15 protein-coding genes are annotated in these 13,730 nt (G+C 43.1%); 13 read left to right on the top strand and 2 right to left on the bottom strand.

Going from position 1 to position 13,730, the window contains the following annotated elements; genetic code table 11:
* Positions 1–29: 29 nt before the first annotated feature.
* The 4 genes from BK126_RS09175 to BK126_RS09160 all read left to right on the top strand — a co-directional run bounded on the left by BK126_RS09175 (position 30) and on the right by BK126_RS09160 (position 3,646).
* The gene (locus BK126_RS09175; protein ID WP_076312242.1) at positions 30–809 is read left to right on the top strand and encodes a phosphotransferase family protein; all 780 of its coding nucleotides are present in this window, start codon (positions 30–32) and stop codon (positions 807–809) included.
* A 207-nt stretch (positions 810–1,016) separates the two neighbouring features.
* Positions 1,017–1,643: a nucleotidyltransferase family protein gene (locus BK126_RS09170; RefSeq protein ID WP_076312241.1), complete on the top strand. Its 627-nt coding sequence runs from the start codon at positions 1,017–1,019 to the stop codon at positions 1,641–1,643.
* 131 nt (positions 1,644–1,774) lie between these two features.
* On the top strand, positions 1,775–2,953 hold the full coding sequence (locus BK126_RS09165) for a foldase protein PrsA (protein WP_083655779.1): 1,179 nt from the start codon (positions 1,775–1,777) through the stop codon (positions 2,951–2,953).
* A 216-nt stretch (positions 2,954–3,169) separates the two neighbouring features.
* The gene (locus tag BK126_RS09160) at positions 3,170–3,646 is read left to right on the top strand and encodes a GNAT family N-acetyltransferase (protein WP_076312239.1); all 477 of its coding nucleotides are present in this window, start codon (positions 3,170–3,172) and stop codon (positions 3,644–3,646) included.
* Positions 3,647–3,734: 88 nt separating this feature from the next.
* Here BK126_RS09160 and BK126_RS09155 read toward each other — a convergent pair whose 3' ends face one another.
* Together BK126_RS09155 and BK126_RS09145 are read right to left on the bottom strand one after the other, a co-directional pair.
* Entirely contained in the window at positions 3,735–4,028 is a 294-nt protein-coding gene (locus tag BK126_RS09155) for a hypothetical protein (RefSeq protein ID WP_076312238.1), read from the bottom strand.
* A 713-nt stretch (positions 4,029–4,741) separates the two neighbouring features.
* Complete coding sequence (locus BK126_RS09145; RefSeq protein WP_076312236.1) at positions 4,742–5,824, bottom strand: GntR family transcriptional regulator; 1,083 nt, start codon at positions 5,822–5,824, stop codon at positions 4,742–4,744.
* 369 nt (positions 5,825–6,193) lie between these two features.
* Between BK126_RS09145 and BK126_RS09140 the strand changes: the two genes are divergently transcribed.
* The 9 genes from BK126_RS09140 to BK126_RS09100 all read left to right on the top strand — a co-directional run bounded on the left by BK126_RS09140 (position 6,194) and on the right by BK126_RS09100 (position 13,707).
* Positions 6,194–7,798: a xylulokinase gene (locus tag BK126_RS09140; RefSeq protein ID WP_076312235.1), complete on the top strand. Its 1,605-nt coding sequence runs from the start codon at positions 6,194–6,196 to the stop codon at positions 7,796–7,798.
* A 16-nt stretch (positions 7,799–7,814) separates the two neighbouring features.
* Positions 7,815–8,510, top strand: coding sequence for an L-ribulose-5-phosphate 4-epimerase (locus BK126_RS09135; RefSeq protein WP_047913373.1), 696 nt, complete (start codon positions 7,815–7,817; stop codon positions 8,508–8,510).
* A gap of 56 nt (positions 8,511–8,566) precedes the next feature.
* Entirely contained in the window at positions 8,567–9,985 is a 1,419-nt protein-coding gene (gene araA / locus BK126_RS09130) for an L-arabinose isomerase (RefSeq protein ID WP_076312234.1), read from the top strand.
* A 414-nt stretch (positions 9,986–10,399) separates the two neighbouring features.
* Entirely contained in the window at positions 10,400–10,663 is a 264-nt protein-coding gene (locus BK126_RS29070; protein ID WP_143757696.1) for a hypothetical protein, read from the top strand.
* Positions 10,664–10,723: 60 nt separating this feature from the next.
* Positions 10,724–11,659: a HEAT repeat domain-containing protein gene (locus BK126_RS09120; protein WP_076312232.1), complete on the top strand. Its 936-nt coding sequence runs from the start codon at positions 10,724–10,726 to the stop codon at positions 11,657–11,659.
* A 29-nt stretch (positions 11,660–11,688) separates the two neighbouring features.
* Positions 11,689–12,204, top strand: coding sequence for a GrpB family protein (locus tag BK126_RS09115; RefSeq protein ID WP_076312231.1), 516 nt, complete (start codon positions 11,689–11,691; stop codon positions 12,202–12,204).
* Positions 12,205–12,313: 109 nt separating this feature from the next.
* Positions 12,314–12,502, top strand: a complete 189-nt coding sequence (locus BK126_RS09110; RefSeq protein WP_076312230.1) for a hypothetical protein — start codon at positions 12,314–12,316, stop codon at positions 12,500–12,502.
* A gap of 70 nt (positions 12,503–12,572) precedes the next feature.
* Positions 12,573–13,031, top strand: a complete 459-nt coding sequence (locus tag BK126_RS09105) for a hypothetical protein (protein ID WP_076312229.1) — start codon at positions 12,573–12,575, stop codon at positions 13,029–13,031.
* Positions 13,032–13,086: 55 nt separating this feature from the next.
* Entirely contained in the window at positions 13,087–13,707 is a 621-nt protein-coding gene (locus BK126_RS09100; protein ID WP_076312228.1) for a hypothetical protein, read from the top strand.
* Positions 13,708–13,730 lie beyond the last annotated feature (23 nt).

Below are 13,730 nucleotides of genomic sequence, written 5' to 3'. Positions count from 1 at the left end.
CATGTAAAATAAGCAAAAGGAGATAACCCATGAATATAGAGGATATTCCTGCTCAGCTTGTAGATCTAATCGGTGAGATTCGCAGCATCTCATATCCAAAGCAGGGTCATACTTCACTTGTCGTGAAGATCGAAACGCGTGATCACCAGTTCGTGATTAAGAAGACAGAGCATGACTTATTTAACGAATGGTTATCAGATGAATATGCAGCGATGCAATATCTTTCGACTACGGGTCTGCTTGTTCCAAGCACGTATGCTTTCCATGTGGAAGGCAATTCAAGATGGCTGCTCATGGATTACATAGATGGAATAAGCTTGAGACATTTCTTGAGCGATCAACCTAACCACAGGGATCGAGAAGAAGTGGTGTCTCAATATGGTGCATGCCTAAGGAGAATTCATGAATGTCCATGTCCTGGACCATTACATAAGAATGATCCGCCCTGGATCGATTCGATGCTTATGAAAGCCAGATACAATCTAGCTAATTATAATATAGATGGAACAGAAGAACTGCTCATGCGACTAGATAGGAATAGACCACTACCGATAAAGAATACGCTGATTCATGGTGACTTCCATACGAATAATGTATTAATTAAAGACAATAAGGTATGCGGCATTATCGATTGGCCCAGAGCAGGCTATGGTGATCCACGATTTGATATGGCACTGGCGATTCGTCCGAAGCAGGGAGTATTTGATCAAGCGAGGGATAAGGAAGTCTTTTTGGAGTCCTATGGCAGGTTAAGGATAACGGAGGAAGAGTATAGCTATTTTCAGGAAGGTATATATCGGTTTTTCTAACAAGAGAGCATTGATAGAGTACAGGCGCTAGTGAGTATAACTATCGAGATTTGCTTTTCCGTCGGTGCAAAATTTCTTTATAATGATATATGGATCTACAAGTTGACTGTACCCTCTGATATGTTTTTGTATAAAATGTATAAGCTTGTAACTAGTTCTCTAGAATGCTCATGATTCTTAACTCAAGAAAGGAAAGGTGTATATTCGGTGACTACGCCAGCACAGCTTATGAACGTTATTGAATTGATCGCTAGAGCATTAAATGAGGAGGGTGTCCGATATGTATTTGCGGGTTCACTCAGCTCTTTTATCCAAGGATGCAAAATTACGCCTGGAGATATTGATATTCTTGTATCCAAGCCAGAAGATGTCCATAACATTGGAAAGATTTTTGAAGAGTTTCTTACTAAGGATGAGAGCTTAGATGAATTAAACACATCAATGGAGGACTGGTACTCATCGGCTTCTACTCCTACTAGGACGTTTACCGATTTTTCGAAAAACCATTGGACCTTTGCCCGCCTTGTCGTGCATGGAATTGTGTTTGAAGCTGCATGCATTCAGCCACCAGAACATATTGAGTACATCCATGGCTCAGGCTTCTGGGAAAATGGACCGCATGTATGGGAACACATCGTTTCACTCCCTTATAAGGATATGATGCTGCCCGTCATTCCATTGGAGATCCAGCTAGAAACCAATATGAGCCGAAATATAGAGGAAAGAATCAACAAAATTATTAGTATATTTCAAACGGAGGGTTATAACGAACAATTAGTTGACTATGCTTTAAATGAGAAAAACAGATTGAGACTAAAGGAAATTTTGGCGTAAAAATAGTACATATTATGGTATCTGAGTCGAATCTATAGATTTTTTATGTTATTTTAATGTTTTATTTTTGAAATCCTTTATATTTAATAAAAGGTCATGATATGGAAAGACACGAAGGGAGTTTTAGTTTAATGGATAACAACAAACCATCGCGTTTCGACAACGAGGAAGAGAAGCAGAATTCTTTGCAAGAAGAGAAAGAAATACAGCAAGGAAATGAGCCTGCTGGGGAATCCGAACCACAGCTGGAATCGTCTGAGGCACAGCCGGTAACAGAGGTGGAAGGACAGCCGGAAGCAGCTACAGCCCCAGAGATGCAAAAGGATCAGGCAGAGAACGAAGAGCAGCCAGCAGCCAAAGGGAAGAATAGTGTAGTCTGGATGGTGATATCTGGAGTTCTTGCAGCTGCGCTCATTATCGTCCTTATATATCCTCCGTTTGGAGGCGGTAAGGAAGCTGTTGCATCTGTGAATGGGACAGACATTTCCAAGGACGAGCTGTATAACGAACTTGTGACACTTGGCGGACAATCCACGTTGGAGAATATGATTACGATGGAGCTTGTGGATCAGGCAGCGTCTGAGGCTAACGTGACGGTAACAGAAGAGGACGTGAATGCCGAGCTTGAAACGTTGAAGACGCAATATGGCGGTGAAGAAGCATTTAACTCGGCACTTGCTCAATCTGGAATGACACTTGACGCCCTTAAGAAAAATATGGATCTTCAAGTGAAAATGCGTAAAATTCTAGAGCCGCAAACCGAAGTAACCGATGAGCAGATCAGCACTTACTATGAGGAGAACAAGGCGTCCTTCGCTACACCAGAGCAAGTGAAAGCTTCTCATATTCTCGTTAAAACTAAAGAAGAAGCAGATGCGATCAAGAAAGAGCTGGATGGTGGAGCAGACTTTGCAACACTGGCAAAGGAGAAATCCACAGATACGGCTTCCGCAGCAAATGGCGGCGATCTCGGGTTCTTTGGTGAAGCAGATATGGTAGAGCCATTCTCGAAAGCAGCTTTTTCCATGGAGATTGATGAAATCAGTGATCCGGTGAAGTCGGATTATGGTTACCACATCATCATGAAGACAGATCATAAAGAAGCGACGAATCCAACACTGGAGGACAAGAAAGAAGAAATTCGCAAAATATTGGTGGATCAACAAATTGGTGAGCTTAGCTCCACTTGGATGACTGACCTGCGTTCCAATGCCGAAATTTCAAATACACTTACGCCAGCAGAGGAAAGTACAGATGCAGATGCGGCTACGGATTCCACTGAAGATACAGGAGCAACAACAAACGAATAATCGGTAACGATGGGTTACATGAAAAAATAAGCAGCCGATGCAATGAACTTCAGTTCAATTGCATCGGCTGCTTTTTTCTACTCCAAAAATGACACGGATACATAATAGGATACAAAAAAATAATATATAAGTCTATTACTTTTTTTGAAGATTTTGTATATTTATTCATGCGACCGCGGCGCAGCAAATTTACCGAATGGAAGGAAGAGTTCTTACATGATTACGCTCAGAAAAATTACACTGGAAAACCGACGTGAAATCTTCAATCTGGAGGTAACAGAGGATCAGCGCCGCTATGTAGCCTCCAACCTGTCTAGTGTGGCTTCGTGTTATGTGCTGGCTACGAATGGAGGGCATCCATTTCCTTTTGCCATTTACGCGGATGAACTGCCGGTTGGTTTTGTATTGATCACTTATCAGATAACGGGGTACGAGCTCCCGAGTATTGCAGATGACAGCTACTGTATCCTGAGATTGATGATGGACACGCGATATCAGAACCAAGGTTATGGCCGTGAAGCGATGAGTCGAATTCTTGCATTTATCCGTACCCGCCCGGCAGGACCGGCACGATATTGCTGGATCTCTTATAAGGCGGAGAACACGGCAGCGAAAAAGCTGTACGAAAGAGCTGGCTTCCGCGATAACGGTGAGGTCGTGGAAGGGGAACAGGTTACCGTATTGGAGCTCTAATTGTCATTATAAAAAGAAGTCAGCTGATCATACCGATCAGCTGACTTTTTAAATTAATAGATAGGAAACGATGTCATCGCCTATTAGGTTAGAGAGAAGGTTCAATCTTAATTAATTTTGAGCCCCATAATGGATGATTCGTAAACCCTATGTAATAATAATTTCCTTCTATAAGTAAATTTCGAACCATTTCATGAGTTTTAATATCGACTCGGGTTATAGAATCGCCCATCAGAACTTGGATGGTATGATCATCAATGGACTGCAAAGTGACAATGGCGCTAGTCGTACTCTTATATAAGAATAAATAATAACAAATAGCTAGCACACTAGCTACAACACCAACATAGCGAAGCCTTGATTTTATTGTTGGTAAATACATTAGTAAATCCTCCAGTAAATTCTCCAGTCTAAACAATGATGTAAATTTCAAGTACAGCGTTATAGCATCTTCAATTATGATCTAATTAGGGGTTGTAATTAAAAATTTGATTATATATTGTGATTACAAAAACCATTAACATAATACAATGCGACCCAATAAAGTAAAGTTTTTTGTTATTGAAAATACCTTTATTGTGTAATTTTCGAAGTATGATTGCAGTAATAATATTGATCACTATAAAAGCAACTATTAATGCAAAAATAGGCAAAACCAATAAACCCATCTGATCTTCATAAGTTAAGTGACCAGGCGATTGCGAACTAGCATAGCTTCTCGATAATTGAGTATTTATATTTGAAGCTGTTACTCCTAACCAGGTCAAAGCTGCACTTAGGACCAAATGTAGAAACATAATGAGATACACTTAGCCTTCACCTCTGTACCAATAAGTGATTTAAATGAATTACAAGCTGCTGTTAAATAAAACTTAAATGAATATAATATAATACCAATTATTATGCAATATTGTTTATATAGATAAATTTAAAATGTCATATAACAATACGAAAGTAAGATTCATTTGTTGCTGTCCTTTTAAAGCAATGATGATCACGATGGACATATTTGGAAGATAGTAAGCATCCGAATACCAACTTTAAAAAACAAGGCAGCCGTAACGGCTGCCTTGTTTTAATGCATATATTCACCATTTATCTCTTCTGAACGGTCTCACCGTAAACCAGCTCGGGCTGATAGTACGTGCTGTCCGGCAAGTCTCTTTTGCCTTGCAATTTCCTAATGATCCAGTCGGCAGCATCGCGTCCCATCGTTTCCTGAGGGTGAGTCAGCGTCGTTAACTGGATATTCGCATTTTTGGCAATATAGGAGTTGTCCTGACCAATGATGGATAGCTCCTCCGGAATTGAGATTCCCAATTGTCTGCACGCATGAACCACTTCAAGACCAACCTCGTCGTTATAGCAGACGATAGCGGTCAGTACTTCTCTATTCACATCCAGAAAATCCTTTAGATTGCTCGATAGCGCCTGCTTCGTCTCCGTATCAAAGGAAATAACGAGCTCTGGGTGAAAGCGTAATTTGGCTTCTCCAAGTGCTTTGATATAGCCTTTCATCCGATACTTTCCTTGCAAATCATCCATTTTGGAGATGAGTCCGATCTGAGTGTGTCCGTTCGATATCATTTCTTTTGTCGCAAGATAGCTGGACTGCACGTCATCGAGGCACATAAAAGGAACATCAATCTCTTCGTAATAGGCATTAATCATAATAAAGGGGATGTCCTGTTCCTTAAATGACAGGTAATATGCAATATTCGGGTTGTACAGATTGCTCTTGGTAGGCTCAATGATCAGTCCGTCCACACCGTAGGAGAGCATCATCTCCAGCGCCTTTTTCTCCTGTGCCACATCATTGTTGGTGCTTGCCAGCAGGAGTGAATAATTGTCCTCGTTCAGTCTGCTCTCAATCCCGCGAATGATAGAGGGGAAGATGTAGTCGGAGATATAGGTTGTGATGACACCGATCGTCTTTTTACTAGAGCCCCCGCCTGTTCTTAGCCGATATTGGTTGCTGACATAAGTGCCGGACCCCTTTTCACTCCGCAAAAAACCCTCGTTAGATAGCTCCAGGATCGCCTTCCGAACCGTTTGTCTGCTGACCTCATACATCGATTGCAGAGCAGACTCCGTAGGAATTTGTTCTCCTACGCTATAATCTCCGGATAGTATTTTACTCTTTATATCATCAATGATGACTTGATACTTTGGTTTCATGTAACTCCTTCTTCCACACTTGTTCGCTATGTTAATCGTTCTTTTGTCAAATTTGTATGTACAAATTATAGCATGAATGTGAAATAAATAAAGAGAAGGCCCTATTTTAAATTACCGTGCGCTGTATTTAGGTAGAACTAGCAAGGTATCACTATATTTTTAAACTCATGCCAGAACGCTTCGATAAAGCTTTTTATATGACCGATTTAGAAGAAAGCACAAAAATATATTATGTCCATATTTGTATGTATATATAACTAATAATATTGACAAATGTACGTACAAAAAATATACTATACCTGTCAATTTAGAAAGCGCCTTCTTACAATGATCTAATAATGAAGCGCTGCCAGAGAGGTGATCAAGGTAATGTCGAGTCAAGTAAGCATCGAACAAGCGATTGCTAAGGGAGAAACGTCGCTTGGTATTGAGTTTGGATCCACACGGATCAAGGCTGTTCTTATTGATGGACGGTTTCAAACGATCGCTTCTGGAAGCTACGAGTGGGAGAATCAGCTGAAGGATGGTTTTTGGACGTACAGCCTGGACGATATTATTACAGGTCTGCAAGAGGCTTACCGCGAGATGAAGCAGGAGGTTGAACGAAATTACGGAATCACCCTCCAAACGGTCGGTTCGATCGGCTTCTCTGCAATGATGCACGGATATATGGCTTTTGACGATTCAGATAAACTGCTCGTTCCGTTTCGGACCTGGCGCAATGCAACAACAGGTGCTGCGGCGAGAGCATTGACGGAAGAATTCAAGTTCAATATTCCTGAACGCTGGAGCATTGCTCACCTCTATCAAGCGATATTAAATGAGGAAGAGCATGTGCCTCAGATTCGATTTGTAACAACATTGGCCGGCTATATACACTGGCTGCTCACAGGAAAGAAAGCACTTGGCATCGGGGATGCGTCAGGCATGTTCCCCATCGATGAATCTACGCAAAATTATAACGAATCCATGATCCAGCAGTTTAATGAGCTGGTTGCAGATAAAGGATATCCGTGGAAGGTAAGTGACCTGCTGCCTAAGGTATATTCTGCAGGCGAAGCAGCAGGCGCGCTGTCCGAAGCGGGCGCCAAGATTTTGGACCCAACACTAGATTTACAGCCAGGCATTCCTTTGTGTCCACCGGAAGGGGACGCGGGTACAGGGATGGTGGCGACGAACAGTGTAAGAAAGCGTACGGGTAATGTCTCGGTAGGCACATCTGTTTTTGCCATGATCGTCCTGGAGAAGGAGCTGTCCAAGGTTTACCCGGAGATCGATATGGTTACAACGCCAAACGGCAGTCCAGTGGGTATGGTTCATGCGAACAACTGTTCAAGTGACCTCAACGCATGGCTCGGATTGTTCCGTGAGTTCTCTGAAGCAGCCGGGCAAAAGATGGATACAGAGAAGCTGTACAGCGTGCTGCTGAACAAAGCGCTGGAGGCTGATCCTGACGGTGGAGGCTTGCTGAGCTACGGCTATTATTCCGGTGAAAATATTACAGGTCTTGAAGAGGGACGCCCGCTGTTCGTACGTTCCCCGGAGAGCAAATTTAATCTCGCCAACTTCATGAGAGTCCATCTGTTCACTGCATTTGGCGCTCTAAAAATCGGGATGGACATCTTGACGAAGGAAGAGAATGTTGCGATCGACAGCATCCTGGCTCATGGCGGATTGTTCAAGACGCCGGTTGTCGGCCAGAAAATGATGGCAGCCGCACTTAACGTGCCCGTATCGGTTACATCGACGGCCGGAGAAGGTGGAGCTTGGGGGATGGCGGTTCTCGCTTCATACCTCCTGAACAAGAACGGTGAAGAGAGTCTGGAGAATTTCCTGGATGAGAAAGTATTCAGCGATGTGGAAGAAGAAGAGATTCGTCCGGATGCAGCGGATGTGAAGGGCTTTGAGGTCTTTATCGAGCGATACAAGAAGGGGCTTGTCATTGAGCAGGCTGCTGTAGACAATTTAGTGTGAAATAGGAGGGACCAAGGTGTTAGAACAACTGAAAGAAGAAGTGTTCCAGGCGAACCTCGATTTGCCGAAACAAGGTCTTATTAAATATACATGGGGTAATGTTAGTGCAATTGATCGGGAGAGCGGATTATTCGTCATCAAACCGAGCGGTGTCAGCTATGAAACGATGAAGGCCAGCGATATGGTCGTTGTGGATCTGGATGGCAATGTGGTTGAGGGAGAACTGAGACCTTCTTCTGATACACCGACACATGCCGTGCTATATAAGCACTATGCAGAGATCGGCGGCATCGTACACACGCATTCCATGTGGGCAACGGTCTGGGCTCAGGCTGGACTTGATGTACCTGTGATGGGAACAACTCATGCGGATACTTTTTATGGATCGATTCCATGTGCGCGTTTCTTGACCCAGGAGGAAGTGGATCGTGGTTACGAGGCAGAGACAGGTCGCGTCATTATCGAAACCTTCGAGCAGCGTGGTATTGATATCATGTCGATCCCTGGTGTATTGCTCCAGGGACATGGACCTTTTACTTGGGGCAAGGATGCCAAGTCCGCGGTGATGAACAGTGTCGTGCTGGAGGAAGTATCGAAGATGAATCTGTTTGCCAGAGAATTAAACCGTTTCGCACCAGAGCTGCCACAGCGTATTCTTGACAAGCACTATTTGCGCAAGCACGGTAAAGACGCTTATTACGGACAGAAGTAAAGCAGGGGCAGAACCCGAAATTATAAATTACATCTTATAGAAAAGAGGATGAACATATGTCAGCAGCAAAACAATTCTGGTTTGTCGTAGGTTCGCAGCATTTGTATGGAGAAGAAGCTCTAGCCGAAGTGAAAGCACACGCACAGGAAATGACAGATGCCCTGAATAACAGCGGCGTACTGCCTTATCCGCTTGTACTGCAGGATCTCGCAGTCAGCGCAGACAAGATTACAAGCATTATGAAGGAAGTCAACTATCGTGATGAGGTTGCCGGTGTAATTACCTGGATGCATACGTTCTCACCTGCAAAAATGTGGATTCGTGGAACGAAGCTGCTGCAAAAGCCTTTGCTTCACTTGGCTACACAATATAACGAGAGCATCCCTTGGGCAACCATTGATATGGACTTCATGAACTTGAACCAGGCGGCGCATGGGGACCGCGAGTATGGATTCATCAATGCACGGCTGAACAAGCAGAATAAAATCGTAGTTGGCTACTGGGAGCGTCCGGAAGTGCAGCAGCAAATTGCAGATTGGATGGACGTCGCTGTTGCTTATAACGAGAGCTTCAACATCAGAGTAGCCCGCTTTGGCGATAACATGCGTAACGTTGGCGTTACAGAAGGGGATAAGGTAGAGGCTCAAATCCAATTTGGATGGACAGTGGACTACTTTGGCATCGGCGACCTTGTTCAAGTGGTCAATGAGGTGACTGAAGAAGAAATCAATGATTTGTTTAGTGAATATGCGGAGCTGTACGAGTTTGATTATGGCACTTACAGCAAGGAAGATTGGGAAGCCAGTGTCAAAGTCCAAGCGAGCTATGAGATTGCCCTTAAGCGTTTCCTCGATCAAGGGGGCTACAATGCCTTTACTTCGAACTTCGAGGATCTGCATGGCATGAAGCAGCTTCCGGGTCTTGCGGTACAGCGCCTGATGGCCCAAGGCTATGGCTTTGCGGGTGAAGGCGACTGGAAGACAGCAGCCTTGGATCGTCTGCTCAAAGTCATGAGCCATAACGAGTCTACCGGCTTTATGGAAGACTACACTTATGAGCTCGCGGCAGGTCAGGAATCCATCCTTCAATCCCACATGCTTGAGGTAGATCCAACACTGGCGGTTAACAAGCCTAAAGTTGTCGTTTCTCCACTGGGTATCGGCGATCGCGAAGATCCAGCACGTCTTGTGTTCGATGGCAAGGCAGGAGAAGGTGTTGTCGTATCGATGGCTGACTTTGGCACACATTACAAGCTGCTCATTAACGAAGTATCTTTGTTCGAGCCAACAACACCTGCTCCTAAGCTTCCTGTTGCCCGTGTGCTGTGGAATGTGAAGCCGAACTTCCAGGATGGCGTCAAAGCGTGGATTGAGAACGGCGGCGGCCACCATACCGTTGTATCCTTGAACCTGACCACCGATCAGATCATAACCTATGCGAAGCTTGTGAATTTGGACTATGTTGTTATTAAATAGGGAGCTTGTATAGATTAGCTAGAACTAATGATGCAAAAATACCCAAATAGAATTGAGGAATCGGCAGTATGCCGGTTCCTCTTTTTTTAATGCAAAAGAGCAGATTATAACAGGAATGGAACGAAACCTTTCATATCTGATTATCGTCTATATAACGAAGATGGAATATTTAGAAATTAATGGAGCTGATAGAGTGAAGAAGTGTGTAATTGCTATCATCGCAGCTGCGCTATTGATAAATTTTTATGGAGTTTTCCATGCGGACAAGGCTTTTGCCTGTAACTGTGTAAGCTTTGAACCAAATGAAGCTTATGAGCATGCTGAAGCAGTATATACAGGTAACAAATCATTGTATACGACGAGGGGGAGGAGAATTCTTGCGGCATCAATTTTGAAGCAGGGAGCACCTATCTTGTGTACAGCTACAGAGTTGAGAATAGCGATCTCTACACAAGCCTATGCAGCCGTACAGCAGAAATATCGCAAGCAGAGCAGGATCTGAAATTTTTGGGCCAGGGGAGAAAGGCAGGAAATGAAGTCAATCTTGCAGATGAGATGAGTCGAATATCAAACAAAGACTATGACATGGAGAAGTTTATCGGCGGCATACTGGTTGTTATATTGGCGGTAGCAGCGATGATCTTTTTGAAGAAAAGAAGAGGGGGCAAACATAGGTAAACAAGGAGGACCTGGTATAATTGAAACATCATATATCGATCAGAACCAGGAGCTTGCATCATGAACAATCAACAATTGCTTGAACTGTTATATCAAATGTCAGGCCAGGAATTAATGTATAGGGAAGATGAGAGAAGTTGGACTAATGAGGGAACCCCAGCTTGGAATGCAACCCGAACTGCTGAAGGCTTAACGGATACAGCTGTGATCCCATTTCTCCATCGTTTGTTAGAAGAAAACAGCAAAGAAGAGAGTTTCAAACGTAATATATATTTTATGCTTGGTAAAATCGGATCAAATACGGGTGATAGCCGTGTTGTTGATATTTTAATAGAACAGCTTGATATGGAAACAAACAAGTATACTTTGAGCTCAATACTTGATCAAATCGCTGAACAGGATAAGGTTCCGGAATGTACACCTATTATCAAATGGATTCAAGATGATCGCTGGCTTGTACGGCACTCAGCAATGATGGCATTGAAAAAATGCAATTGTGAAGCCAGCGAGACAGCTCTACTGGGAGTAATAATGAACTCGAGCGATGTGAACGATCTCTGCTATGCAATGGCCTCCTTGTGTGAGGCAGGCTCTGCCAGATCGATTCCTCATCTCCTCACTCGATTGGAGCACGATCAGGGTGAGGTAAGAAGTGCAGTAATTCGCGCACTGGATGCGCTGGGAGATTCTTCGCATCTTCCGATCTTTATTGAAGCCTTAAAGGACCCTTCACCTGCTGTGAAATCCTATGCTGTGACTGCTATTCATCATCATGGTGACGAGAGAGCTATAGATGCGGTTTGTAATCGGGTTAAGAAGATGGTGAACAGAAAACGAAAGTGGGCAAGTGATGATTTGATTCTTGCTTTGGATTTTTTGAGTCGTTATAAAGATAATCATTATCAAATTCAGAATTTAATTTTATGGATTAAGACTAAAAAGTACGATTATCTCTTTGATGAAGAGAAGCAGCGAGTGTTATCTTTCAGCTTATAAGTACTCTGATTATCTTGAGGAGTGATGGTATGAAAGTGAGACTGAGTGATTACGACGAGGCATGGAGCAGGCTGTTTCAAGAAGAGGCCGACTTTCTAATGACAATATTCAAGGGTGAGATTATAAACATTGAGCATTTTGGAAGCACCGCAGTTCCCGGTTTAATGGCCAAGCCTGTAATTGATATGATCTGTATCGTAAATCAGATTGATCGAGTTGACCGCTTCAATGATACCATGCTCTCGCTAGGATATGATGTTGCCGGGGAATGGGGAATTCCGGGGAGAAGACTGTTTCGCAAGGGCGGAGAGCATAGAACCCATCATATTCACTTTTACGAATCAGGCAATTCGCATATAGATAGGCATCTTATATTTAGAGACTATTTGAGAAGTCATCCTGAGGAAGCAGAAAGATACGGCAGATTTAAAGAGGAACTGGTTCAGCGCTATGAGCATACAAGTGAGTACAGCCCGGCTAAAAAAGCTTATGTAACAGAAATGGAGCAGCTTGCGCTTGCTTGGTATAGAGAATCGCAGCATTAAGCACATAACGGTGACTTTGGAAATCATGTTTGACGGTGCAATGATGAAATTGTGCGCTTACGGCTAGCATACGCCAATGAGCAGTGTCGCACCAGGAGGGGGAGGTTGCTTGATATTTGTTGTCGCTGCACTACTGTTAGCAGTTGGAGTATTTCTTATTGTAAGATCAAACAAAGAGGACGAAAATTCAGTGCTTCTTCGCTGGGTAGGTATCTCCATTGTCATCATGTCCCTATTTCTTATAGTCATCTCGGTGTATCAAATCATTGATATTGAAGCACATCGTGTTGGGCACTGAGGCTACAAAAGTTCGGAAAGAGCGAGAAGCTATGTTAATACATTGTACAGATTGAGAGGGCCAGCCCAAAATGATACAAAGTGAAGAGGAATTCCGTCGTCTATTAGCAAAAAGAGATGGAGGCAAAGTCACATACGGTTATGAACTAAGAAGTAAACTGGAGAAAGATCGTATACTGGAATCGTTCATAGAGCAGATGGGACATAATGGCGAGAATGTATGGAATTTCAGACACATCGGGAAGGCTTATGCAGCAAAAATTCTTACTTACGCCATTTCTACAAATATGACTCACAATATTGATTTACCGAGTAAGCCATGGGCTGAGAAGTTAAGTGCCTATTTTGTAGATCAATTTCAGCCAGAAGTGATGTTTTATACAAATGGACATTTTGACTCGAACGGTGAGCTTCTTAAGCTCTACTCTTGGGCAACCATAAGCAAATCTAAATGGAATACGATAGATACAGGTGTTATCGCTTTAGATAATGATAAAATTGGAATCTTATGGGCAATGGACCCTTTATAATGGAATTAGAACATACATATAGGAGCGATGAATAAAAAAAGAAGAAGGTGAGTATTTGCGGCTTCGATGGTGGATTCTGATCTGCATAGTCGTTCTGACAGGGTGTATAAGTGAGAAAAATGAGCCTTTACCCGAGATTCCGAACACTACGAGCATACATCTGACTCCGGTTGATCTGTCCCAAGGAGAAGTGAGAAAGTTAAGACCTTTCCTTGGGATGATGTCTGGCGCTTTTAAATTAGAGTATGAGGGGGAGAAGCCGAATGTCCGTCTGGATATAGACATCTGGGAGAAGGGCCAGAAGGTGGAGACGATAGGATCAGTGGGGCATTTGTTTTCCAGTCTGGATGGACAGAGTATTAAAGAAACAGAGATCATAATTTCAATTGAATCGTTGCGAATAGAGAAAGATAAAGAAACGGCTATTATTAAAGTGAACAACGCTAGCAACTCGGGATCGAGTCTATCCACCTTCAATATTGAGTTGGATACCGAATTGGCCACAAAGGGGCTGGTGGATCATACAGAACCACAATCGTATACTTTCGATCAGCCAATTTATGTATTCGCAATGCAAGCGACAAGCACCAATGAAATATATATGATGGATCTGACACAGGAATCCTTAGGCGAGACAGAGTGGGCGCTAGTCTTTACTTTACGTTATGATGACTGACATAATATAGGATACACATGGTT

The sequence above is a fragment of the Paenibacillus sp. FSL H7-0326 genome, from assembly GCF_001955535.1.
GTDB lineage: Bacteria > Bacillota > Bacilli > Paenibacillales > Paenibacillaceae > Paenibacillus > Paenibacillus shunpengii.
The sequence above is the reverse complement of the archived record's forward strand: the minus strand, read 5'-3'. Positions and strand labels throughout refer to the sequence as shown.